Annotated in this window: 16 protein-coding genes; 14 read left to right on the top strand and 2 right to left on the bottom strand. The window is 75.2% G+C overall.

Translation table 11 applies throughout. From position 1 onward, the window contains the following. Positions 1 to 56: 56 nt before the first annotated feature. The 14 genes from GXP71_RS08645 to GXP71_RS08580 all read left to right on the top strand — a co-directional run bounded on the left by GXP71_RS08645 (position 57) and on the right by GXP71_RS08580 (position 23065). Entirely contained in the window at positions 57 to 971 is a 915-nt protein-coding gene (locus tag GXP71_RS08645) for a PP2C family serine/threonine-protein phosphatase (protein WP_162352333.1), read from the top strand. Then, positions 968 to 2404: an FHA domain-containing protein gene (locus tag GXP71_RS08640; protein ID WP_162352332.1), complete on the top strand. Its 1437-nt coding sequence runs from the start codon at positions 968 to 970 to the stop codon at positions 2402 to 2404. The genes GXP71_RS08645 and GXP71_RS08640 overlap by 4 nt, the downstream gene beginning before the upstream one ends. Then, complete coding sequence (locus GXP71_RS08635; RefSeq protein WP_162352331.1) at positions 2401 to 3969, top strand: serine/threonine-protein kinase; 1569 nt, start codon at positions 2401 to 2403, stop codon at positions 3967 to 3969. Before GXP71_RS08640 ends, GXP71_RS08635 begins: the two co-directional genes overlap by 4 nt. Continuing rightward, on the top strand, positions 3966 to 10061 hold the full coding sequence (locus GXP71_RS08630; protein WP_162352330.1) for a fibronectin type III domain-containing protein: 6096 nt from the start codon (positions 3966 to 3968) through the stop codon (positions 10059 to 10061). Before GXP71_RS08635 ends, GXP71_RS08630 begins: the two co-directional genes overlap by 4 nt. A gap of 35 nt (positions 10062 to 10096) precedes the next feature. Beyond that, on the top strand, positions 10097 to 11053 hold the full coding sequence (locus tag GXP71_RS08625; protein WP_162352329.1) for a MoxR family ATPase: 957 nt from the start codon (positions 10097 to 10099) through the stop codon (positions 11051 to 11053). Between the two features lie 8 nt (positions 11054 to 11061). Then, positions 11062 to 12204, top strand: a complete 1143-nt coding sequence (locus tag GXP71_RS08620; RefSeq protein WP_238402687.1) for a DUF58 domain-containing protein — start codon at positions 11062 to 11064, stop codon at positions 12202 to 12204. Further along, on the top strand, positions 12201 to 14552 hold the full coding sequence (locus tag GXP71_RS08615; protein ID WP_238402686.1) for a transglutaminase-like domain-containing protein: 2352 nt from the start codon (positions 12201 to 12203) through the stop codon (positions 14550 to 14552). The genes GXP71_RS08620 and GXP71_RS08615 overlap by 4 nt, the downstream gene beginning before the upstream one ends. A 90-nt stretch (positions 14553 to 14642) precedes the next feature. Next, positions 14643 to 15881 carry an RDD family protein gene (locus GXP71_RS08610; RefSeq protein WP_162352327.1) on the top strand — a complete coding sequence of 413 codons (1239 nt, stop codon included), beginning with the start codon at positions 14643 to 14645 and terminating at the stop codon, positions 15879 to 15881. 10 nt (positions 15882 to 15891) lie between these two features. Beyond that, entirely contained in the window at positions 15892 to 17352 is a 1461-nt protein-coding gene (locus tag GXP71_RS08605; protein WP_162352326.1) for a PQQ-binding-like beta-propeller repeat protein, read from the top strand. 68 nt (positions 17353 to 17420) lie between these two features. Continuing rightward, positions 17421 to 18923 (top strand): PQQ-binding-like beta-propeller repeat protein, encoded by a 1503-nt coding sequence (locus GXP71_RS08600; RefSeq protein ID WP_162352325.1) that lies wholly within the window; start codon positions 17421 to 17423, stop codon positions 18921 to 18923. Between the two features lie 180 nt (positions 18924 to 19103). Beyond that, positions 19104 to 20849: a 2-isopropylmalate synthase gene (gene leuA / locus GXP71_RS08595; protein WP_162352324.1), complete on the top strand. Its 1746-nt coding sequence runs from the start codon at positions 19104 to 19106 to the stop codon at positions 20847 to 20849. Between the two features lie 94 nt (positions 20850 to 20943). Then, positions 20944 to 21675, top strand: coding sequence for a DNA repair protein RecO (gene recO / locus GXP71_RS08590; RefSeq protein WP_162352323.1), 732 nt, complete (start codon positions 20944 to 20946; stop codon positions 21673 to 21675). Positions 21676 to 21810: 135 nt separating this feature from the next. Continuing rightward, positions 21811 to 22599, top strand: coding sequence for an isoprenyl transferase (locus GXP71_RS08585; protein ID WP_370521000.1), 789 nt, complete (start codon positions 21811 to 21813; stop codon positions 22597 to 22599). A gap of 103 nt (positions 22600 to 22702) precedes the next feature. Next, positions 22703 to 23065, top strand: coding sequence for a VOC family protein (locus GXP71_RS08580; RefSeq protein WP_162352321.1), 363 nt, complete (start codon positions 22703 to 22705; stop codon positions 23063 to 23065). An 11-nt stretch (positions 23066 to 23076) separates the two neighbouring features. Here GXP71_RS08580 and GXP71_RS08575 read toward each other — a convergent pair whose 3' ends face one another. Next, positions 23077 to 23664 (bottom strand): DedA family protein, encoded by a 588-nt coding sequence (locus GXP71_RS08575; protein WP_162352320.1) that lies wholly within the window; start codon positions 23662 to 23664, stop codon positions 23077 to 23079. Positions 23665 to 23673: 9 nt separating this feature from the next. Next, on the bottom strand, positions 23674 to 24705 hold the full coding sequence (locus GXP71_RS08570) for a metal ABC transporter permease (RefSeq protein WP_238402733.1): 1032 nt from the start codon (positions 24703 to 24705) through the stop codon (positions 23674 to 23676). Position 24706: the final 1 nt, after the last annotated feature.

Below are 24706 nucleotides of genomic sequence, written 5' to 3'. Positions count from 1 at the left end.
TGAGGCACCATATGCGCGGCGCCCCAAGGCGTCGTCCGGACCGAGGAGGGGGCTGCGTGCGCACGTCCTGGGGCTCGGCGACCGATCGAGGCCTCGTCCGCGAGGTCAACGAGGACGCGCTGCTCGCGTACCCGCCCGTCTTCCTCGTCGCCGACGGGATGGGCGGGCACGACGCCGGCGACCTCGCGAGCCGGATCGCCGTCGAGGAGTTCGCCCAGCTCGCGGGCCAGCTCGCCGCGACCGCCGACGACGTGCACGCGTGCTTCACGCGCACCGCCGCGCGCATCCGCGGCGAGTTCACCGGCGGGCGACGCGGCGGCACCACGGTCGCGGGGGTCGCGGTCACCGAGCACGAGGGCGGGTCCTACTGGCTCGTCTTCAACGTGGGCGACTCGCGCGTCTACCGCTGGTCCGACGGCGTCCTCGAGCAGGTGAGTGTCGACCACTCCGTCGTCCAGGAGCTCATCGACCTCGGCGAGATCACCACCGCCGACGCCGAGCGGCACCCCGAGCGGCACGTCCTCACGCGCGCGCTCGGCACCGGCGAGCCGCCCGAGCCCGACTACTGGCTGCTGCCCGCGGGCCTCACCGACCGGCTGCTCATCTGCACCGACGGCCTCACGCGCGAGCTCCACGACGAGGACCTCGCGGCCGTCCTCGCCGCGGTCGGCGACCCGCAGGACGTCGCGACGCAGCTCGTCCAGGCCGCGCTCGCGCGCGGCGCGCGGGACAACGTCAGCGCCGTCGTCGTCGACGTCGCGACCGCCGCCGGGGCGCTCGACGACGTCCACATCACCGTGCCGCGCATCGGCGCCGACCTCGCCCCGACCCAGTGGGACGAGATGCTCAACGGGGCGACCGTGCCACGTTCGCCCGCGCGGCCCTCGTCAACCTCCCCCGGGACGTCGGACCATGGAGGCACACTCTCGTCCGCACCCCCGACCGCTCGCGACCAGGAGACCCCGACATGAGCGTGCCCCAGTACAGCGCCGGCGAGTGGACCGCGGTCGTCCGGCCGGGGTTCGTCGCGCTCGTCGGTCCGCAGGCCGACGCCGACGTCGCCCGCGCGCTGTGGGACGCCGCGCCGCAGGGGGTGCTCGCGGTGCTCGACGTGCTCGCGCGCGACGGGCTGGCCGCGCTGCCGCCGTTCGCCGTCGCGTCCGTCGACGGCACGCGTGTGCACGTCGCCGTGCGCGGTGACGTCGACGTCGAGGTGACCGCGACCGACGGCGGCGTGCAGGTGCTGCGCGCCGGGGCCGTCCGCACGTGGTCGGAGCAGGTGCTCGAGACCGTGGGCGTGCTCGTCGCGCGCGCGGACGGTGCGCCTGACGCGCCGGTGCTCCCGCTCGTCGAGGGCGTCGCGCCCGCGGGGACCGTGCGCGTGGACGTCGCCGAGGTCGTCGTGCCCGTCGTCGAGCCCGAGGTCGAGGAGCCGCAGCCGGCCACCGCCGTGGACGTCGAGCGGCCGGTCGACGACCGCACGCCGTCGTACGGCGAGGACACCGCCGAGCCGGCCGTCGAGGTCGAGCCCGTCGCCGTGCCGCCGGTCGCCGTGACGCCGGTCGTGGTCGAGCCGGTCGCCGCGGCGGCGGAGCCTGTCGCGGACGAGCCGGCCGCCGTCGAGCCGGCGCCGGTCGAGCCGGACCCCGAGCCGGCGGTCGAGGACGAGCCCGTGGCGTCGCCCGTCGCGCTCACCAAGGACACCGCGCAGGCCGAGGTCGCGGACGTCGTCGAGGAGCCCGGCACCCCGGTCGACGACGCGTGGGAGCACACCGTGCGCGCGCCCGCGTCGGCGGCGTACTCGCTCGAGCCGCAGCCGACCGAGCCGCGCTACGACGTGGTCGCGGCCGCCGAGCAGTTCCTCGAGCAGCACGCGCAGCGCCCGGGTCTGGTGGACCTGTCGCCCGTCCGTCCCGTCGACCAGCCCGCCGTGCCGCCCGCGTCGCCGGACGACCACGACGGCCTGACGATCCTGTCGTCGGACCTCGCCGCGATCCGCGACCAGCTCCCGAGCTGGGCCGCCGACGAGGTGCCCGGGCCGTTCGCGGTCCCCGCGGCCGCGGAGCCGGCCAGGCTCGTGCTGTCGACCGGCCTGGTCGTGACGCTCGACCGCGCGGTGCTGCTCGGGCGTGCGCCGCAGGTCGCGCGCGTCACCAACCGCGAGCTGCCGCGTCTCGTCACGGTGCCGAGCCCGCAGCAGGACATCTCGCGCACGCACGCCGAGGTGCGCGTCGAGGGCGACCACGTCCTCGTCACGGACCTCGACTCCACGAACGGCGTGCACGTCTCCCGGCCGGGGGAGGGCGCGCGTCGCCTGCACCCCGGCGAGCCGAGCGTCGTCGCGACCGACGAGGTCGTCGACCTGGGCGACGGGGTGACGTTCACCGTGGAGCGGGGGTCGTGACCGCACGCCGCGAAGCCTCCGCCCCACCGCGACTGCCCGGCTACGAGTTCCTCAGGGTCCTCGGGCTGGGCGGTTTCGCGGACGTGTTCCTGTACCAGCAGGAGCTCCCGCGACGTGAGGTCGCGGTCAAGGTGCTGCTCGCCGGCAGCCTCGACGACGAGGTCCGGTCGCGGTTCCAGTCCGAGGCCAACCTCATGGCCCAGCTGTCGCACCACCCGTCGATCGTCACGATCTACCAGGCGGCGATCGCGGCCGACGGCCGCCCGTACCTCGTCATGGAGTACTGCTCGCGGCCCGGCCTCGCCGAGCGGTACCGGCAGGAGCGGATCTCGGTCGCCGAGTCGCTGCGGATCGGCGTGCGCCTCGCGTCGGCGATCGAGACGGCGCACCGCGCGGGCATCCTGCACCGTGACATCAAGCCCGCGAACGTCCTGACGACGGACTTCGGCTGGCCGGCCCTCACGGACTTCGGCATCGCCGCGACCACCGGGCACGGCGCCGGCGCGACGGTCGGCATGTCGATCCCGTGGTCGCCCCCCGAGCTGCTCAGCGAGCACCCGACGGGCGACCAGCGCTCCGACGTGTACTCGCTCGGCGCGACGGTCTACTCGCTGCTCGCGGGCCGCACGCCGTTCGAGATCCCCGGCGGCCAGAACAGCGCGCAGCAGCTCGTCGCGCGCATCGAGCGCTCGCCGCTGCCGCCGACCGGGCGCGACGACGTGCCCGTCGGCCTGCAGCACGTGCTCGAGCGCTCGATGGCGAAGGACCCCGAGCGACGGTTCTCGTCGGCCGCCGCGATGGGGCGCGCGCTCCAGGCCGTCGAGTCGGCCCTCCGCCTCCCGGTGACGCCGCTCGACCTGTCCGACGACGGCGACGAGCCGGTCGAGCCGCTCCCGGTCGTGCCGTCCGCGGAGCCCGAGGACGCGACCCGCGTGCGCTCCGTCGTCACGCTGGACCCGCACGCCGGTGCGCGCACCACGCCGGGCGTCCCGCGGCCGCCCGACGCCGACGAGCCCACGCGGCTCAGGGGCGTCCACGTCGTGCCCCAGGACACCGTCGCCGGACCCCCGCGCCCGTCCGCGTTCGTCGTGCCCGACGAGCCGGCCGCCGCGACCGAGGACCAGCGGCCCGGCGGGTCGCGACGCACCCGTGTGCTCGCGGGCGTCGCGGCCGCCGTCGTGCTGCTCGGCACCGTGACCGCGGTCGCGGTCGCGACGCTGTCGAGCGACCCGCCGCCGCGCACCTCCCCGACGCAGGACGACCTGTCGGGCGACGCGCCCCAGGTGACGGGTGGCGTCGTGCCCGCACCGCACTCGATCCGGGCGACCCCGCAGGCCGACGGTTCCGTCGTGTTCACGTGGGTCAACCCCGACCCGGCGGACGGCGACCGCTACCTGTGGGCCGTCCGCACCGCGACGGGCGAGCCCACGCCGCAGCTCACGGACGCGCCCACCGTCACCGTGCCCGCCGAGCAGGCGCCCGGCGGCCAGGTGTGCATCGAGGTGTCGATCGTCCGCGCGGACAGGTCGTCGTCCGCGCAGCCCGCGCAGGGGTGCTCGGCATGAGCTGGCAGACCGTCCGCAGCCGCGCGACGAAGACGATGGCCGTGGTCACGCTGCCCGCCGTCGTCGCGGTGCTCGCGCTCGTCGACCAGGGCTTCCCGCTCGCGCGCGTCGACCTCAACGACGGCGGCGTGTGGCTCACCAACACGAGCCAGCTCAAGCTCGGCCGGTTCAACGCGCAGGTCGAGGAGCTCGACGCGGGCGTCGTCACCAGCGGCAGCACGTTCGACGTCCAGCAGGACGGCGGCGACGTGCTGCTGCTCGAGCCGACCGGCTTCTCGGTCGTGGACCCGGCCTCCGTCACGCAGACGACCGCGGTGGCCGTCGCCGGCGCCGACGTCTCCATGGCGGCCGGGACCGTCGCGGTCGCCGCGGGCGGCGACGCCTGGGTGCGCACGGTCGACCAGCTCGACCGGCTCAACGTCCCGCAGGACCCGGCCGACGCCGAGGTCGGGGACGGCGGGACGGTCGTGGTCGCGCGCAGCGGCGTCGCGCTCGCCGTCGCCGAGGACGGCGAGGTCACGCGCGTCGACCTGTCGCAGCTCCCGACGACCACGCCCGGCGGCACGCTCCGCGGCGAGGGGGACATCGACTCCGTGACGGCGGTCGGCGACGAGCCCGTCGTGCTCTCGGGCAGCACCGTCCGGACGCTGCACGGCACCGTCGAGCTCGACGGTGAGGACCTCGCGCTGCAGGAGCCGGGGCCGCAGTCGTCGCGCGTGCTGGTCGCGAGCCGCGACGCGCTGCTCGAGGTGCCTCTCGACGGCGGTGACGTCGTCGAGCACCCGACCACGGGGGAGGGCCGCCCGGCCCGGCCCGTGCAGGTCGGGTCGTGCGCGCACGCCGCGTGGGCGACCCCCGTCGGCTCGTACCTGGAGCTGTGCGACGGGAAGAAGCCGCGGGTCCGCAACCTCCAGGACATGTCCGCGCAGGACGTGCTCGTCTTCCGCGTCAACCACGGCATCGTCGTGCTCAACGACACGCTGCGCGGCCGCGTCTGGATGCCGACGCAGGACACCGACCTGCGCACGCCGGACTGGCAGGACGTCGTGCCCGAGGAGGAGCCCGAGGAGGCCGAGGACGAGTCGCAGACCCCGCAGACCACGCAGGAGCTCGTGACCGAGTGCACGGACTCGTCGGCGGCGCCCGTCGCCGCGGACGACGAGTTCGGCGTGCGCCCCGGCCGGACGACGATCCTGCCGGTCATCGACAACGACTCCTCGTCCGACTGCGGGATCCTCGTCATCTCGACGGTCGACCCGTTGCCTCCCGAGTTCGGCACGGTCGAGCCCATCTTCGGCGGCCGGTCCCTCCAGGTCGCGGTCGCGCCCGACGCGACCGGCACGGTCGAGTTCACGTACACGGTCGACGACGGCCGCGGTACGAGCTCGCCGACGACCGCGCGCGTGCGGCTGACCGCGCGCGACGGCTCGCTCGACGACCCGCCCGTGCAGCTGCGGAACGGCTCGCTGCGCGTCGAGGCGGGCGGCGAGGCCGACTACCAGGTGCTCGCGGACTTCCGCGACCCCGACGGCGACGACCTCGTGCTCGTCGGAGCGTCCGCCGACGCGGCGGCCGGGACGGTGCGGTTCCGCCAGGACGGGTCGCTCACGTTCCGGGCGGACGGCGGGCGGCTCGGCCGCACACCGGTCACCGTGCTGGTCTCCGACGGCACGCACACGGTCGAGGGCTCGCTCGAGGTCGACGTGCGGCCGGCGGGTTCGCTCGCGCCGCAGATCGACCCCGTGCACGCCGTCACCTACGTCGGGCAGGCCGTGACGCTGCGGCCCCTCGACGCGGTGCGCTCGTCGTCGCAGGAGGCACCGCGGCTCGCGTCCGTCGACCAGGTGGTCGGCGCGACGGTCGAGGCGGACCTCGCGGCCGGCACGTTCACGTTCTCCGCGCCGCGCGCGCAGACGTACTACGTGCCGTTCGTCGTCACCGCGGCGCCGCAGCAGGCGACCGGTCTCGCGCGCGTCGACGTCCTCGAGTGGCCCGAGCAGGCGCGCCCGCCCGTCGCGGTGCGCGACGTCGCGTACCTGCCGGCGGGCGGCGAGGTCACGATCGACCCGCTCGAGAACGACTCCGACCCGGCGGGCGGCGTGCTCGTCCTGCAGGACGTCGACGTCCCGCCCGGCCTCGGCCTGCACGCCGCGGTCCTCGAGCACCGGTACGTCCAGATCACCGCCGACCGCACGCTCACCGAGCCCGTGTCGTTGCGGTACGTCGTCTCGAACGGCGGCGAGGAGGCGGTCGGCGAGATCGTCGTGCGGCCCGTCGCCGCGACCGGGACGTCGCAGCCGCCCGTGGTGCGCAACGTCGAGGCGTCCGTGCGCACCGGGGGCGTCGTGACCATCCCGGTGCTCGACACGGCGTACGACCCCGACGGCGACCGGCTCACGGTCCAGCCGACCCTGGCCGAGCCTCTCGGCGACGGCGAGGGGCTGCTGTTCGTCTCGGGCGACGTGCTGCGCTACCAGGCGCCGTCGACGCCGATGACCGCGCGCGCGACCTTCGTGGTCCGCGACGAGACCGGCAACGAGACCGCCGCGACCCTCACGGTGCGCGTGCACGCGTCCGACGCCGCCACCAAGGCGCCGCCGCGGCCGCGCGACCTCGAGGCGCGCGTCTTCGCGGGGGACACGGTCCGCATCGACGTCCCGCTGGTCGGGATCGACGACGACGGCGACGGTGTCGCGCTCCTCGGCTTCGCCAAGCCGCCCGAGCGCGGCCGGATCGTCGAGGTCGGCGCCGACTACCTGGTCTACGAGGCGGCGCAGGACGACCTCGGCACCGTCACGTTCAGCTACGCGGTCGAGGACTGGACCGGCCAGCGCGCCGTCGCGGACATCCGGGTCGGCATCGCCAAGAGGCCCACGACCGCGGCCACCGTCGTCGCGCGCGACGACGCGGTGACGGTCGCCCCGGGCCGCACGGTCGAGGTGCGGGTGCTCGCCAACGACGTCGACTCGAGCGGCGGCGACCTGACGCTGTCCGACGAGCTCGTGACGTCACCGGCGGACGTCTCCGCGCGGGTCGAGGGTCGACGCCTCATCGTGCAGGCCCCCGAGCAGGACGGGATCGTCCAGATCTCGTACACCGCGACCAACGCGCGCGGCGGGAGCGACACCGCCGTGCTCACGGTCACCGTCACGCGCGACGCCCCCGTGCTGGCACCGATCGCCGCCGACGTCGTCGTGCCGCCGGCCGACACGTTCGAGCTGACCGAGGTCGCCGTCAACGTCCTCACGCTCGCGCAGAACCCGAGCGGACCGCTGAGCGACCTCGAGGTCTCGGTGCCCCGGTCGGTCGCCGACGTCGCCCGGGTGGCCGCGGACGGCCGCGTCGTGATCACGCTCGTCGACCACGCGCAGACGCTGCCCTACCGGCTGACGAACACGACCGACCCGACCGGCGAGGCCGCGTCGTGGGCGTTCATCACGGTGCCGGCGCTCGGCTTCTTCCCGCCGACGCTGCGCCGCGGCGCTCCCGACCTGCGGGTCGCGACGGGCGAGCTGCTCGAGATCTCGCTCGACGAGCAGATCAAGGTCGCCCCCGGCCGCACCGCGCAGGTCGCGGACCCGCTCGGGGTCACCGCGACCAAGTCCGACGGCAGCGGGCTCGTGAAGGACGACACGACGCTGCAGTTCCGGTCCGCGCCCGGGTACGCCGGTCCCGCGTCGATCACGCTCGTCGTCACCGACGCGACGGGTGCGGGCGACTCGTCGGCGCACACCGCGCCCATCACGCTCCTGATCGACGTCTACGCCGTCGACGACCACCCGCCGACGTTCACGCCGTCGATGATCGACGTCGCGCCCGGCGAGGCGGCCTCCGTCGTCGACCTCCGCGCGTTCACGACCGGGCCGGCCGGGCAGTCGGGCACCGCCGAGAAGTACAGCTACCAGCTCACCGGGGCGAGCCCGGTCGGGTTCACCGCGACCGTCGAGGGCGGCATCCTCTACGTCGCCGCTGCTCGTGACACGCCGAAGGGCAAGACGGCGCAGCTGCCGATCCGCATCGGGTACGGACGGTCGGGCTCGCTCGACCAGGCCGTCGACGTGCGCGTCGTCGCGAGCAAGCGTCCGCTCGTCGCCGTCGTCGACCGCACGTTCACCGACGGCGAGGAGGGCAAGGAGCGACGCGTCGACGTCCTGGAGGGCGCGTACAACCCGTTCCCGGGCGAGCCGCTGACGGTCGTCGGTGCGCGCGTCGAGTCGGGCCAGGGCACGGTCGCCGTCGGCGACGGGACGGTGTCGCTGCGACCGGCCCAGGGGTTCATCGGTCAGATGGTCGCCGTCGTGCGTGTGCGGGACGCGACCGGCGACCCGGACCGCGAGGTGGAGGGCCGCGTGGTCCTCGTCGTGCGCGGCCGTCCGGCGGTCCCGATCGCGCCGCGCGTCGGCGAGGTCCGTGACCGCACGGTGGTCCTGTCGTGGGACGCCCCGGACAACCGTGGCGCACCGATCGAGGAGTACCGCGTCGTCGCCAGCCCGGGCGGCATCGCGCGCTCGTGCACCAGCACCACGTGCACGCTCGACAACCTGACGAACGATGTCGAGTACACGTTCACCGTCGCCGCCCGCAACGCCGTCGGCTGGTCGGACCCGAGCGCGCCGTCGGCGCCCGCGCGGCCGGACGCGGTCCCGGACGCGCCTGCGACGCCCACCCTGGAGTTCGGCGACAACGCCGTGACGGCCCGGTGGACCCCGCCGGCGTCGCGCGGGTCCGCCATCTCGAGCTACACGCTGCAGATCTCGCCGTCGCCGCAGAGCGGCCCGGCGAGCGTCTCGACCAGCTCGACGAGCTACACGTTCACCGGTCTGCGCAACGGCACGGCCTACACCGTGCAGGTCCGGGCGCACAACCGCGCACCCGAGCCCGGCCCGTGGTCGCCCTGGTCGTCGCCGATGGTCCCGGCGCGTGCGCCCGACGCCCCGACCGTGCAGGCCCTGCCGACCGACTCGCAGACGGGCCGCGTGCTCGACGTGACGTGGGTCCCCGGTGCCGACAACGGCGACCCGGTCGCCGAGTACGAGGTGACGGTCGAGGGGCCGAACGGTGTGACGGCGCTCGTCCCCGCGGGCCAGACGCGCTGGACGTTCACGCAGGCCAGCACGGGGTACCCGTACAAGGTCTCCGTCCGCGCGCGGAACAAGGCCGGCCAGGGCGCCGCGGGCACCACGACCGCGTCGACGTTCGGGCTGCCGACGGCACCGACCTCCCTGACGGCGACGTCGCTCGCGGGCCAGGGGGCGATCCGGCTGTCGTGGTCCGGCGCCGACGGGAACGGCGCCCCCATCACCGAGTACGTCGTCCGCATGCCCGACGGGACGGAACGGTCGGTCGGGCGGGGCGAGCAGTGGGTGGCCGAGGGCCTGCAGGGCCGCGACGAGCCGTACACGTTCCAGGTCCGGTCGGTGAACCAGGCCGGGTCGAGCGGGTGGAGCCCGGCGGCGAGCGCCGCCGCGACGACGCCGCCCGGTCAGCCGAACGTCGCCCAGCCGGTCGTCGTGGCCACGACGTCCGCCGGTCGCCCCACGTCGCTGCAGATCAGCTGGTCCGCGGCCGCGGCGAACGGCGGCGGCAACCTGCGCTACCGGTGGAGCGTGCAGACCGACACGGGCCAGCGTGCGGACGGCACGGGCGCGTCGGGCCAGACGGTCGACGTCTCGGGCTGGAACTGGCGCTGGCAGGGCACGCGCGTCACGGTCACGGTCGTCGCGGACACGACGATCGACGGTCGCACGTTCACCAGCTCGCCGGGCCAGAGCAGCGCGGTGCTCACGTGGGGTGCCGTGCCGGGCAAGGTCGGGGGAGTCACGCTCACGCCGGACTCGACCGACGCGCCGACGCGGCTCACGGCGGCGTGGTCGGCCCCGGACTCGGGCGGCCTGTCGGTGACGTACCAGGTCTGCTGGGCCGTCGACGGCAACCAGGTCGGCTGCGACGACGAGAACGGCACGACTCGCACGCGGCGCATGCGCGACCTCGGCGACCCCGGCTCGGGCGCCGTCATCACGGTCGTCGTGACCGCCCGCAACGAGAAGGGCGCCGGTCCGGCGTCGAACCCCGTCACCTACACGGTGCCGTGACCCCCGAACCCCGCACGTCCCTGGAGGAGAACACGATGACCCCCGAGCAGAGCGCCTGGTTCGCCGAGACGTTCGACACGCTCGTGTCCAACGTCGGGCAGGCCCTGCTGGGCAAGGACCGGACGATCCGCCTCGCGCTCACGGCGATGCTGGCCGAGGGCCACCTGCTGCTCGAGGACGCCCCCGGCACGGGCAAGACGTCGCTCGCGAAGGCGCTGGCCGCGACGGTGCAGGGCACGCACCACCGCATCCAGTTCACGCCGGACCTGCTGCCGTCGGACGTCACGGGCGTGACGATCTACGACCAGAGCACGCACAAGTTCGAGTTCCACCAGGGCCCGGTCTTCGCGTCCGTCGTGCTCGCGGACGAGATCAACCGGGCCTCGCCCAAGACGCAGGCGGCGCTGCTCGAGGTCATGGAGGAGGGGCAGGTCACGGTCGACGGCGTGACCCACTCGGTCGGCCGGCCGTTCATGGTCATCGCGACGCAGAACCCGATCGAGCAGGCCGGCACGTACCGCCTGCCGGAGGCGCAGCTCGACCGCTTCCTGATCAAGACGTCGCTCGGCTACCCGGACCGGGCGTCGACGATCGAGATCCTCGCGGGCGCGCGCGACCGCACGACGAACCTGGCGCCGCGCATCACGACGCAGGCGGTGGGCACCATGGCCGACCTCGCGCGCACGGTGCACATCGACGACGCGGTCCTCGACTTCGTCGCACGCCTCACGGAGGCCACCCGCGCCGACGCGCAGACGGCCCTCGGCGCGAGCGTCCGCGGCGGCCTCGCGCTCGTGCGGTGCGCCAAGGTGTGGGCCGCGGCCGCGGGCCGCGAGTACGTGCTCCCGGACGACGTGAAGGACCTCGCGCAGCCCGTGCTCACGCACCGGCTCGTGCTCGACACCGAGGCCGAGTTCGCGGGTGTGCGCGCGGACGACGTGCTCGAGCGCATCCTCGAGACGACGGCGCCGCCGGTCCTGCGAGCCGTGTGACGGTGTCCGTGCGCATCTCGCCCCTCGGCTGGGGGACGGCGGTCGTCGCCGTCCTCGGGCTCGTCGTGGGCCGGTGGCTGGGCTGGCTCGAGGCGGCGGCCGTCGGTGCCGCGCTCGCGGCGGTCCTCGTCGTGTCCGGGCTCATGGTGCTCGGCCGGTCGCGGTTCGGCGTCGTGCTCGACCTCGCGGACCGGCGCGTCCGCGTGGGGGAGCGCGCCGTCGGGCGTGTCGAGGTGCGCAACGCGGGGCGGCGGCGCTCGCTGCCGGCCCGGATCGAGCTCCCCGTCGGCTCGTCGGTCGCCGAGCTCGGGGTGCCCGGGCTCGCGCCGGGCGCGTCGCACGACGAGCTCTTCGCGGTGCCGACGTCGCGGCGCGCGGTCGTCGTCGTGGGGCCGGTCCGCTCGGTGCGCGGCGACCCGTTCGGCCTGGTGCGGCGCAGCGTCCGCTGGACGTCCCCCGTCGAGCTGTTCGTGCACCCCCTGACCGTGGGGCTCACGGGCTCGGGCTCGGGCGTGCTGCGCGACCTCGAGGGCCAGTCGACGCGCGACCTGTCCGACTCGGACCTGTCCTTCCACGCGCTGCGCGACTACGTCGCGGGCGACGACCGTCGGTACATCCACTGGCGGACGACCGCGCGCCGCGGCTCGCTCATGGTCAAGCAGTTCGAGGACACCCGCCGGACGCAGACGGTGATCGCGCTCGCGACGGACCCGCGCGACTACGCGGACGACGACGAGTTCGAGCTCGCGGTGTCCGTGGTGGCGTCCCTCGCGGTCCACACGATCCGCGAGCAGCGCGACATCGCCGTGCTGGCCGGTCCGGGTGCGCTGCGCGTGCAGACCCCGCCGCTGCTGCTCGACGACTGCGCGCGCCTCACGCAGGCCGAGGGAGGCGCGGGTGCAGCCCTGCTCGGGCGCCGGGTCGCGCGCGAGACGCCCGACGTGTCGGTCGCGATCCTCGTGACGGGGTCCGCGGTCGACGACGCGACGCTGCGGCTCGGTGCGCGGCACGTCCCGACGGGCACGCGCACGGTCGTCGTGCGCTGCCGGCGCGGGGCCGAGGTCGCCGTCCGCACGCAGGGCACGCTCAGCATGGCGACCGCCGGGGCGCTGTCCGACCTGCCGCGCATGCTCCGGCGGGTGGTCGCGTGAGCCCCCGACGGGTGATCGGTGTGCGTCCCGCGCGCGCCGCGACGGTGGACGTCGTCGTGCTCGTCGGCGTGCTCGCGCTCGTCCTCCTGCCGCTGCTCGCCGTGTACGGCGGCCTCGCGGCGCTGCCCGCGATCGTCGGCGGCCTCGTCCTCGGTGCGGGCGTCGCGCTGGCCGCCGCCGCCCGCCGCTGGTCGGCGGCCGTGACCGTCGCCGTGCTGACCCTCACGTACCTGCTCGCGGGCGGTCCGCTCGCGGCCCCCTCGACGACGATCGCGGGCGTCGTGCCGACGGCGCGGACCGCGGTCGAGCTCGCGCGCGGAGCGGCGTCGACGTGGAAGCAGGTGCTGACGCTGCAGCCGCCGGTCGGCACCAGCGGGTCGCTGCTCGTCGCGGCGTACCTGCTCGCCCTGGTCGGGTCGGCGGTCGCCGTGACGCTCGCGGTGCGCGTGCGCCGCCCGGCCGTCGCCGCGCTCGGCGCGGTCGTGCCGCTCGTCGTCATGGTCGCCGTGACCGTGCTCGGCACGCGTGACCCCGTGCCGCCGCCCGCCCTCACCGGCACGGTCGCGGTGCTCGCGCTGCTGCCGTGGGCCGCCGCGCGCACCGGTCTGCTGCGCCCGCGACGCGTCGTGGCGCTCGGCTCCCTCGTCGCGGTCGCCGTCGCGGCCGGCGTCGTCGGAGCGCCCGCCGTGGTCGGCGACACGCCTCGGTACGTCGTGCGCGACGAGATCGTGCCGCCGTTCGACCCGCGCGACTACCCGAGCCCGCTCTCGGCGTTCCGGCACTTCGTCAAGCTCGGCGAGGACACGACGCTGCTGACCGTGCGTGGGCTGCCCGACGGTGCGCGCGTGCGGCTCGCGACGATGGACCGCTACGACGGGGTCGTCTGGAACGTCTCCGGGGACGGCTCGGCCGACGCGTCCGGGGAGTTCCGCCGGGTCGGTGAGGTGCTGGAGCCGTCGGTCGACGGCGACCGGGCCCAGGTCGAGGTCGAGATCGGGGCGCTCTCGGGCGTCTGGCTGCCCACGGTCGGCATGGCGACGTCGTTCGACCTGGGCGCGTCGTCGGGCGCGCTGCGCTACAACGACGCGACCGGGGCCGCGGTGCTGGTGGGCGGTGTCCGCAAGGGTCTGACGTACGACGTGGACGTCGTCGTCCCGCCCACGCCGGAACCGTCCCACGTCGGGGCTGCCCCTGCGGCGGCCGTCACGCTCCCGGAGGTCGTCGGAGCACCCGACGTCGTCGCCGTGACCGCACCCGACGTCGCGCGCGACGCCGGCGACCCGGCCGAGGTCGCGACCGCGCTCACGAAGTGGCTCTCCGAGAAGGGGTACTTCAGCCACGGCGTCGCACCCGAGGACTACCCGTCGCTCTCAGGGCACGGCGCGTTCCGCATGACGGCCCTGCTCGGCGGCGACCTCATGGTCGGCGACGGCGAGCAGTACGCGTCGGCGCTCGCGCTCCTGGCCCGCGAGATGGGGCTGCCCGCACGCGTCGTGCTCGGCTTCGAGCCCGAGCCGTCGGGCGGCGAGCCGGTCGAGCTCACGGGCGACGACATCCGCGCCTGGGTGGAGATCGCGTTCACGGGCTACGGCTGGGTGCCGTTCGACCCGACCCCGCCGCCGACGCAGACGCCGCAGGAGGACCAGCAGCAGGCGCCGACGCAGCCCGACCCGCAGGTCGTGCAGCCGCCCCCGCCGCCGCCGGACGCCGTGACGCCGCCCGACGAGGACACCGAGCAGCCGACGACGGACGACCCCCAGGACGACGCCGACGGCAACGCCGTGTGGCGTCTGGTGGCCCGGATCGCGGGGATCGCGTCGATCCCGGTCGTGCTCGTCCTGCTGCCGTTCCTCGTGGTGGGCGTCCTCAAGGCGCGCCGCCGCCGCCGTCGTCGCCGTCGGGCGGACACGGTCGGGCGCGTCGCGGGCGGCTGGGAGGAGGTCGTCGACCACGCGCACGACCTGCGCCGCCCGGTCCCCGACCTCGCCACCCGTCAGGAGGGCGCGCGCGCGCTCGCGCACGCGTTCGCCGACGCGCCGGGCCCGCAGGCGGCCGCCGTCGCGGCGACGGTCCACGAGCTCGCGGGTCACGCCGACCGTGCCGTGTTCGCGGCGGCCGAGCCGACCGACGCCGACGCCGCCGCCTACTGGCAGCGCGTCGAGGCGGCCGTGAGCGCCATGACCCGTACGGTGGGCTGGCGTCGGCGCGTCCGGGCCCGCCTGTCGACGGCGTCGCTGCGCGCCGGCCGGCGCCGCGCGCGGGCCGTGGGTGCGTCGGCGGCCTCGGGTCCGCCCGGGCGACGCGGTCGGCGGGCCGCGGGTCCGGGCTCAGGCTCCCGAGGCACCTGACCGCCGCACCCCGCCGCCCGGGTCCCCGGCGCGGCTCGCTCGACCCCGTCCCCGTGCCACCGCTCGACCGCCCGACCCGAGGAAGTCCACGTGCAGCCCGTCGCCCCGATCCACCCGCCGTTCCGGTCGGCGGTGCCCGCCGACGAGCCGCCCGCGGGCCTCGGTCGACGGTTCGTCGCCGGAGTGATCGACGCGGCGGTCGCGGTGGCGCTCGGCGGCTGGCTCGTGCTGCCCTGGTGGCTCGCGACGGCGCGCGCGGCGGCGACGGGCGAGCCGCCGCCCGCGGCGGGGGTCGGTGTCGCGGTCGGGATCGCGGTCATGGCGATCGTGGGGGCGGCGCAGTGGGTGCTGCACGGCCGGACGGGCGCGACGCTCGGCCGGTTCGCGCTCGGGATCCGGACCCTCGACGTCGAGACGCGCCGGCCGATCGGCGTCGGGCGCGTGCTCGTGCGCGGGCTCGTGGTCGCGGCGGGTGCGCTCGTCCTCGGCGTCGGGCAGGTCGTGGTGCTGCTCTCGCCGCTGCTCGACCGGACGGGCCGTCGTCGCGGCTGGCACGACCTGGTCGCGCGTGACGAGGTCCTGGTCGTGCGCGGCGCCGGGCTCGCGCGTCCGCAGGGCGTGCACGCGTGGGACGGTGCGGCGGCCGGAGCGCAGGCGGCGGCCGCCCCCGTCGGCGCGCCCGAGCCTGCGACCGTGACGGCACCGGTGCGCGTGCCGCGGTGGGCGGCGGCCCAGACGGGTGGCACGGAGCAGCTCTCCGAGTGGTTGGAGGACGACGCGCCGTCGCTCGTCCTCGCGCCGGTCACGCCCGCGCGCAGCGGCCCGGACCTCGACACGCGCGCGCTGCCGATCGTGCGCGCGGCTGCCGCCGCCGCGTCGGCGCCGGCCGTCCCGGTGAGCGGCCTCGACCCGGAGCTCGAGCTGACCCGGCCCGCACCCCGCCGGCCCGACGTGCGTGTCGCACCGGCGCGCCCGCGGACCGTGCCGACCACGGCCGAGTTCGAGCTGAGCGACGGGCGGCGTCTGACGGTCGAGCGCACCGCGCTCGTGGGGCGCAACCCGGCGACCGTCGCGGACGTCCAGCTCGTGCGCGTCGTCGACCCGGCACGCTCCGTCTCGAAGACGCACCTGCAGGTCGGCGTCGAGCCGGCCGGTGTGTGGGTCGCCGACCGCGGCTCGACGAACGGCACGGTCGTGACCCTCCCGGGCGGCGGCCAGGTCGTGTGCCAGGTCGACCACCAGGTCCGTCTGCGGGTCGGTGCGACGGTCGTGTTCGGCGACTGCTGGATGCGTCTGGTCCGGGCGCCGGAGTCGTCGGCCGTGTCCTAGAGTCGGCCTCATGGCCGGGAGGCGATCGGCTGCGCGGATGCAGCTCGTCGAGGTGGACGAGTCGCCCGCCGCTCCCCGCCGCCCGGACCACGAGAACAACCCGGTCTCCGCGCTCGTCGAACCGTCCTCGGCACCGGCTGCCCGGGTCTCCGTCGGGCGGCTGGTCCGTCGCTGGTGGCCGGTCGGCGCCGTCGCGGTGGTGGCCGTCGTGGTGACGGTCGTTGCGGGCGTCGCCCGGGACCGCGAGTTCGTCGAGCGGGTCGGCGCGGTGCCCGGGCTCGTGCGGCCGCTCGACGGCGTCCCGACGGTCCGCTGGACCGCGCCTGCCGCCCCGCACCGCGGCGCGGTGGTGTCCGCCGACGGCACGGTGGTGCTCGTCTCGGCGCAGGACGGCCGGTGGCTCGTGACCGCGCACGACGCGACCGACGGCACCGCGCTGTGGTCGCAGGACCTGGCGCCCGTGCAGGTCTCGGGCTTCGAGAGCAGCCTCGTCGCGTGCCCGTCCCGCGGGGAGGACGTCGGCGGGCTCGTCGTGTGCCTGGTGACGGAGCCGCGTGTCGTGTACTCGGACGACGCGTCGGTCGACGAGCCGGCCCACACCCGGGTCGTCGCGCTCGACGCGGCCGACGGCGAGCAGGTCGGGGACTGGGAGGTCGACCAGGCGCTCGTCGAGGCGGGCCGCGTGGGCGACGACGTGGTGCTGGTGACGCTCGACGACGCGGGCCACGCGGTCGCCGAGCGGCGCGCGGGGGTCGGCGGCGAGGTGCGCTGGACCTTCACGACGCCCGACGTGCTGGAGTCGATCACGCTGAGCCGGGTCGCCGACGCGAAGATCGCGCGCGACGTGGTGGTCGTCGAGGGTGTCGTCACGACGGTCCTCGACGTCGACGACGGTGCCGTCCTGACGACGGGTGCGCCGTACCGGAACCTGCAGGTCGTGGCGCTGCAGGAGGGCTTCGCGACGTGGGCGACGGTCGGCGGGGGACACGTGCACGGCCCGGACGGTACGGAGCGCTTCGAGGTGGACGGCCTGCCGGTGCCCTTCGCGCTCGACGACGGCACGACGGCGGACGTGCTGGTCGTGGACGACGGGTCCCGGCTGCGCGGCGTGGACGCCGGGACGGGCCGCGTGCGGTGGTCGACGGACACGATGCTCGACGTGCGGGCGCGCGTCTCCGAGCGCCTGCTGGTGTCGGGCCTCACGCGGTTCGGCGTGGTGGACGCCGCCGACGGCCGGGTCCGCTGGGTGTCCGACGCGGGCGACCCGATGCCGTGGACGCCGCTGACGGACGGTGCGCTGGTGCTCGCGCCCGGCTTGGCGCCGGACGGCACGGCACAGCTCGTCGGCCTCGGGCTCGACGACGGCGTGCGCTACTGGGCGCTCGACCTCCCGGGCCGCGTGCAGCGGATCGACGGCTTCGGCGGCGTGCTCGTCGCCCGGACGGCGGACCAGGCGCTCGTCCTGGGGTGAGGGGAGCCGTCCTGGCGCCGCCGCGGCGGGCCTCCCGGACGGGCGGACCGCGGGGTTACCGTGAACGCATGGGGGCGGCCGGGCCGGGCCCTGCGCTGCAGCGCGTCCCTCTCGACGAGGTCGACGAGGCCGACGCCGGGACGCACGCGCGCCCGCCGTCAGGCTTCCAGCGCGCCGCCCGGCTCGGGAGCGCGTGGGCGGGCTGGCGGGCGCGCAGCCCCTGGCGCGCGGTCGCGGTCCTCGTCGGTTCGCTGGGTCTCGCGGTGACGCTCGCGGTGACGACGCCGAGCCTCGTCACGGCGCACGAACGGAGCACGGTCCTGCGGCCGGGGGCGTTCGCGGGCGCGATCCGGACGTCGGCCGCCCCGGCGGTCCGGTGGACGGTGACGGTCGACGACCGCGTGCCGCCGCTGCTGGTGGGCGACACGGTCGTCGTCGCCACGGGACCGGGCCCGGACGACCGGTCGCTCGCGGGCCTGGACGTCGTGACGGGGGCGGTGCGCTGGCAGCGGCCGCTGGGCGCCGACCCGCGGCCGGCGGAGGTGCGGTGCCTCGAGGTGCAGGGCAGCGTCGCGTGCACGCTCGGGCCCGACCAGGTCGACGAGCGCGTCGCCACGCGGTCGGGTCTGGCGCCGACGCGGGACGCGGCGGCGCTCGTGCTGCTCGACCCCGCGACGGGCGAGGTGCTGCGGCGTGCGACGACACCCGGTCGGGTCGTGTCGCTCGCGACGGACGACGAGCTCGACGGCGACGTCGTGCTCGCGGCGATCGCGGACGGCGTCCTGACGATCCGCCGGACGGACCCGGCGACGGGCGAGGTCCGCTGGGTCGCGACGCGGCCGTCGGCGTTCCCCGCGGCGTCGACGTCGCGCGTCCGCGTGTCGGTGGGTGGCGGACTGGTCGTCGCGACGGCGGAGGGCAGCACGCTCGTGGTGCACCTGGACGACGGCGTGCCGGTGCCGCCGCCGGCCGACGCGACGGGCACCGACGAGACGGCGCTGCTGTCGGACGGGACGCTCGTGCGGACGCGGTACCGGGTGCACGCGGTCGGGGTGGACGTCGTGTCGGAGCTGTCGCACGGCGACGGCGAGCCCTGGCTGACGACGCGCGGCGTCCCGGTCGAGCCGACCGTGACCGACGGGTCGTCGGAGCTGGTCTTCACGTCGAGCGTGCTCGCGGGCGGGCCGATGGGAGGCCGGGTGCGCGCGTACGCGCCGGGCCGCACGGACCCGGAGTGGCACGCGCTGACGCCGGCGCGCGAGATCGCGGTCGACGCCGGCGGGCGGGTGGTGCTGCGGGCGGCCGGTGCACTCGTCGGGCTCGACGTGGAGTCCGGGCGGACGGTGTGGCGGCGGACCTTCGGGCTCGGCATGGGGCCGGTGTTCTCGGACGGCCGCCTGGTCGTGGTCCAGCGCACGTCGCCGGGTGACGGGTCGGCGCTCGTCGCCCTGGACCTGCGGTCGGGTGCGCCGGAGTGGGTCGCGCCGCTGCCGCCCGGGGCGCGCACGGTGGTGCAGCTCGGGGCGCACCTGTACGTCGTGTCGGACGACGCGCTGACCGCGCTGCGATGACGCGTCCGCCGTCCGGCTGCGTTTGCCGGGGAGCCGGGCCGTGGGGGTAGTGTGACGACGTGCTCGCTCGCACCCTCCTCCTTCGTCGCCGCGGCGAGGCCCTGTAGAGGCCGCATCCTCGTCGCGGTGTTCCCTGTGCGCCGGCCGCCCCAGCCGCACCGCCACGAAGGAGCGTCACCCATGAGCCATCTCGAGACGAGCCCCCAGCAGCCGTCGCCGATGCCGGTCCACAAGTACCGGCCGTTCCACGAGCAGATCCGCGTCGACCTGCCCGACCGCACCTGGCCGGACAAGCGCATGACGCAGGCGCCGCGCTGGTGCGCGGTGGACCTGCGCGACGGCAACCAGGCGCTGATCGAGCCGATGAACCCCGCACGCAAGCTCGAGATGTTCGAGCTGCTGGTGCAGATGGGTTTCAAGGAGATCGAGGTCGGCTTCCCGTCGGCGTCGCAGACGGACTTCGACTTCGTCCGGATGCTCATCGAGGAGGGCCGGATCCCGGACGACGTCGTCATCCAGGTCCTGACGCAGGCGCGTGAGCACCTGATCGAGCGGACGTACGAGGCGATCGCGGGCGCGAAGCAGGCGATCGTCCACCTGTACAACTCGACGTCGACCCTGCAGCGCGAGGTCGTGTTCCGCTCCGACGAGGACGGCATCGTCGACATCGCCGTCTCGGGTGCGCGGTTCTGCAAGAAGTACGAGGAGCTGGTCCCGGACACCGAGGTGTTCTACGAGTACAGCCCCGAGTCGTACACCGGCACGGAGCTCGAGTTCGCGGTGCGGATCTGCAACGCGGTGCTGGAGGAGCTCCAGCCGACGCCCGACAAGAAGGTCATCGTCAACCTGCCGGCGACGGTCGAGATGGCGACGCCGAACGTCTACGCGGACTCGATCGAGTGGATGAGCCGGAACCTGCGGTACCGCGACAACGTGATCCTGTCGCTGCACCCGCACAACGACCGCGGCACGGCCGTCGCGGCCGCCGAGCTCGGCTACCTGGCCGGCGCGGACCGCATCGAGGGCTGCCTGTTCGGCAACGGCGAGCGGACCGGCAACGTCTGCCTGGTCACGCTCGGCATGAACCTGTTCAGCCAGGGCATCGACCCGCAGCTCGACTTCTCCGACATCGACCACATCCGGCGCACGGTCGAGCGCTGCAACCAGCTGCCCGTGCCCGAGCGGCACCCGTACGGCGGCGACCTCGTCTTCACGGCGTTCTCCGGCTCGCACCAGGACGCCATCAAGAAGGGCCTGACGGCCATGGAGGCGACGGCCGCGCGCGAGCGGAAGACCGTCGACGACCTGGTCTGGGCGGTGCCGTACCTGCCGATCGACCCGAAGGACGTCGGCCGCTCGTACGAGGCGATCATCCGCGTGAACTCGCAGTCCGGGAAGGGCGGCATCAGCTACCTGATGAAGTCCGAGAAGGACCTCGACCTGCCGCGCCGCCTGCAGATCGAGTTCTCGCAGGTCGTGCAGAAGCACACCGACGAGCACGGCACCGAGGTCACGGCCGACGAGCTGTGGCGCATCTTCGAGGACGAGTACCTGCCGGTCGAGCCGGGCTCGGCGACGCCGCCGTGGGGGCGCCTCAAGCTGCGCGGCACGCGTGCCACGAGCTCCGAGGACGGGCCCGACTCACTCGTCGTGGACCTCGTCGACCGCGGCGAGGTCCGCACGCACGAGGGCTCCGGCAACGGCCCGGTCGCGGCGTTCGTCGACGTGCTGCGCGGGATCGGCATCGACGTCGCGGTCCTCGACTACGCCGAGCACGCGCTGTCGTCCGGCGGTGACGCGTCGGCCGCGGCCTACGTCGAGTGCGCGATCGGCGAGCAGATCCTGTGGGGCGTCGGCATCGACCCGTCGATCACGACGGCGTCGCTCAAGGCGATCATCTCGGCGGTCAACCGGTACGAGCGCTGATCGCGCCCGTCGCCCGAGCGACGCAGCAGGGCCGTCCGGCGCGTCCGGGCGGCCCTGCGCGCGTCGTGTCGGACCCGCGGGGGAGAATGGCCCGGTGAGCCTCTACCGCGACGAGGCGATCGTGCTGCGCACCCACAAGCTCGGTGAGGCCGACCGCATCGTGACCCTGCTGACGCGCAGCCACGGCAAGGTACGCGCCGTCGGCAAGGGCGTGCGCCGCACGTCGTCGCGCTTCGGGTCGCGGCTCGAACCGTTCATGCACGTCGACGTGCAGCTCTCCACGGGCCGCTCGCTCGACATCGTCACGCAGGCCGAGACGCTCGGTGCCTATGGACGCCCGGTGTGCGAGGACTACGCGCTGTACACCGCGGGCACCGTGATGCTGGAGACCGCGGAGCGGCTCGTCGAGGCCGAGCACGAGCCCGCGCTGCAGCAGTACTGGCTGCTCGTCGGCGCGGTCCGTGCGCTCGCGACCCGTGAGCACGCGCCCGGCCTGGTGCTCGACTCCTACCTGCTGCGCGCGCTCGCGGTCGCGGGCTGGGCGCCGTCGTTCACCGACTGCGCGCGCTGCGGCGAGCCGGGCCCGCACCACGCCTTCGCGGTCGCGTCCGGAGGTGCCATCTGCGGCGCGTGCCGTCCGCCCGGAGCCGCCGCCCCCGCACCCGAGACGTTCGTGCTGCTCGCCGCGCTGCTCGCGGGCGACTGGTCGGTGGCCGACGCGAGCGCCGAGCGGCACCGTGGCGAGGGCAACGGGCTCGTCGCCGCGTTCTGCCAGTTCCACCTGGAACGCCAGCTCCGCTCGCTCCCGCTGGTCGAGCGCGTCTGACCGTCGCCGCCGGCGACGACCGACGGTCCCGTTGACGTCCGGCGCACGCCCGTGGCTGTGCCGGACCCGTGCCCGCGCTGGTCGGAGGCGGTGACGCCACACCGCCGCGGTCTGCCGAACGGGCAGAATGTGGGCGTGCCGACTCCCGTGCCCCCGTACCCGCACCCGTCCGGGGAGCGCGCCCCGGCGATCCCGAAGCAGTTCGTGCCGAAGCACGTGGCCGTCGTGATGGACGGCAACGGGCGGTGGGCGAACGCGCGGGGGCTGCCGCGGACGGAGGGGCACCGGGCGGGGGAGGCGTCGCTGCTCGACGTCGTCGCGGGGGCGATCGAGATCGGCGTCGAGTACGTGAGCGCGTACGCGTTCTCGACCGAGAACTGGTCGCGCTCGCCCGACGAGGTGCGGTTCCTCATGGGCTTCAACCGCGACGTGCTGCGACGACGCCGGGACCTCATGAACTCGTGGGGCGTGCGCGTGCGGTGGGCGGGCCGCCGCCCGCGGCTGTGGCGGTCGGTGATCTCCGAGCTCGAGGAGGCCGAGCAGCTCACGAAGGACAACACGACGTGCACGCTCACGATGTGCGTCAACTACGGCGGTCGTGCCGAGATCGCCGACGCCGCGCAGGCCATCGCGCGCGAGGTCGCGGCGGGGCGGCTCAAGCCGGACCGGATCAACGAGAAGACGTTCGCGCGCTACCTCGACGAGCCCGACCTGCCCGACGTCGACCTGTTCCTGCGGTCGTCGGGGGAGCAGCGCACGTCGAACTTCATGCTCTGGCAGGCGGCGTACGCCGAGCTCGTGTTCCTGGACGAGCCGTGGCCCGACGTCGACCGGCGGCACCTGTGGCGCGCGGTCGAGACGTACGCGCGGCGCGACCGTCGGTACGGGGGAGCGGTCGACAAGCCCGGGAGCACGCCCGCCTGAGCCGGCGCCAGCGCGGGCGGGGCGGGCGGTGCGACGCCCCGGCGCCGTGTCCGCGCCGCCCTCGCCTGCGGGGATGTCGGACCGGGCCGCTACGGTTCCGGCCATGACGCTGCGACCCGCGATGGTGACCTTCGACACGCTCGACGCGACGACGCTCGCGGACTGGTGGGCCCGGCAGACGGGCGGCACCGTGCGTGACGACAGCGACGGCTGGTACGTCATGGTGCTGCCGTCGACGGCCGGGGGACCGGTGCTGGCGTTCCAGAAGGTGCCGGACCCGACGCCCGGCAAGAACCGCCTGCACGTGGACCTCGCGGCGGCGGACCGGGACGCGGAGGTCGACCGCCTGCTCGGCGACGGCGCGACGCTCGTCGGGCGGCACGAGCACGAGGGCTTCCAGTGGGTCGTCCTCGCGGACCCCGACGGCAACCAGTTCTGCGTCTCGCAGGAGCACGCGGCCTCCTGACGATGCGAGGGTCAGGCGTCGCTCTCGGCGGCGTGCCGACCCGGGTGTGCCGGCTCGTGCTGCGCGGTGGCGGCGTTGCGTTGTAGCCGTCGTCGCACACCCCAGCCGATCGCGACCGCCAGCAGCAGGACGACGGCGATCGCGGCGACGGGCGACGCGACGAACAGGCGCACGCCCGCCCAGACGGCGCCGAAGCCGACGGTCGCCCAGATGACGGCCCAGGCCAGCGAGCCGGGGATCGACGCGAGCGTGAACCGCAGGTAGCGCATGCGGATGAGCCCGGCCGACGCGAAGACCGCCGTCTGGAGGCCGACCGTCAGGTACGCGAGCGTGACGGCGACGGCGCCCCAGCGGCGGACGAGGTCGAGGCCGCGCTGGGCGGCACGCGTGCTGGTCCAGCGCTCGAGGTGCTCCATCGTCGACCGCCACCACGCGAAGCCCCGGTCGGAGTCGTGCACGTACTGCGCGCCGCGTGTGACGCCGCGCCCGGCCCAGTACGTCGCGTGCGAGCGGGCCAGCACGACGAAGAACAGCAGGACGACGGCGATGCCGACGGGCACGGTCGCGAGCCCGAACGCCGAGATGGGGTCGTCGTCCACGCGCCGATCCTAGGTCGCGCGCGCGCCACCGGCCGGGTCGTCGGTCCCGGGGGTCGGTCGTGGGGAGCCCCCGGCCCTGCCGGCCGGTGTCGGGGTCGAGGCCGTCGCGTGCGTGGCGCCGGCCGGTGCGGCGACCGTGCGGACGGGCTCGTCGCACACGTCGTCGACGATGAGCACGTCGTCGACCATGTCGGGGTGCGGGTCGTCGTCGGGGCGGTGCCGCTGGAGCGCGGGGCGCAGGGCGGCGGCGACGGTGTAGACGACGATCGCGAGGACGACGATGGTCGCGCCGGGCGGGATGTCCTGCCAGTAGGTGAGACCGAGGCCGACGACGCTGACGACGACCCCGATGACGCTCGCGAGCGTCATGGTGCGGGCGAACGAGCGCGCGTAGAGCTGCGCGATCGCGACGGGCACGATCATGAGCGCGCTGACCAGCAGCAGGCCGACGACGCGCATCGCGATCGTCACGGTGAGCGCGGCGATCGTCGCGACGAGCATCGACAGGAGCCGCACGGGCATGCCGCTGGCGCGCGCGAACTCCTCGTCGTGGCTCACCGCGAACAGCGCGGTGCGCAGCCCGAGCCCGACGCCGAGCACGAGAGCGGCGAGCGCGACGGTCCACCACAGGTCGGTGGTCGACACGGTCGAGATCGAGCCGAACAGGTAGCTGATGAGGTTCGCGTTGGTGCCGCCGGCGACCTTGATGAGCAGCACGCCGCCCGCGATGCCGCCGTAGAACATGAGCGCGAGCGCGAGGTCGCCGCTGGTGCGGCCGCGCTCGCGGACGAGCTCGATGACGACCGACCCGACCACGGCGGCGACGACGGCTCCGGGCACGGCGAGCGCGTCCTGCGGGACGAGGCCGGCCCAGGACCCGACGAGCCACCCGAGCGCGACACCGGTGAGCGCGACGTGACCGATCCCGTCGCCCATGAGCGCCATGCGTCGCTGCACGAGGAACGTCCCGACGACGGGTGCGGCGGCACCGACGAGCACGGCGGCGAGCAGTGCGCGCTGCATGAGCGGCGACGTGAGCATC

This window comes from Cellulomonas sp. H30R-01 (assembly GCF_010119915.1).
GTDB classification, from domain to species: Bacteria; Actinomycetota; Actinomycetes; order Actinomycetales; family Cellulomonadaceae; genus Cellulomonas; species Cellulomonas algicola.
This window is presented reverse-complemented; position numbering and strand designations above follow the sequence as displayed.

Coding starts and splice junctions, on each gene's coding strand:
- GXP71_RS08600 (WP_162352325.1), top strand. CDS start 17,421: ATGGGGGCGGCCGGGCCGGGCCCTGCGCTGCAGCGCGTCCCTCTCGAC.
- GXP71_RS08640 (WP_162352332.1), top strand. CDS start 968: ATGAGCGTGCCCCAGTACAGCGCCGGCGAGTGGACCGCGGTCGTCCGG.
- GXP71_RS08570 (WP_238402733.1), bottom strand. CDS start 24,705: ATGCTCACGTCGCCGCTCATGCAGCGCGCACTGCTCGCCGCCGTGCTC.
- GXP71_RS08605 (WP_162352326.1), top strand. CDS start 15,892: ATGGCCGGGAGGCGATCGGCTGCGCGGATGCAGCTCGTCGAGGTGGAC.
- GXP71_RS08580 (WP_162352321.1), top strand. CDS start 22,703: ATGACGCTGCGACCCGCGATGGTGACCTTCGACACGCTCGACGCGACG.
- GXP71_RS08630 (WP_162352330.1), top strand. CDS start 3,966: ATGAGCTGGCAGACCGTCCGCAGCCGCGCGACGAAGACGATGGCCGTG.
- GXP71_RS08625 (WP_162352329.1), top strand. CDS start 10,097: ATGACCCCCGAGCAGAGCGCCTGGTTCGCCGAGACGTTCGACACGCTC.
- leuA (WP_162352324.1), top strand. CDS start 19,104: ATGAGCCATCTCGAGACGAGCCCCCAGCAGCCGTCGCCGATGCCGGTC.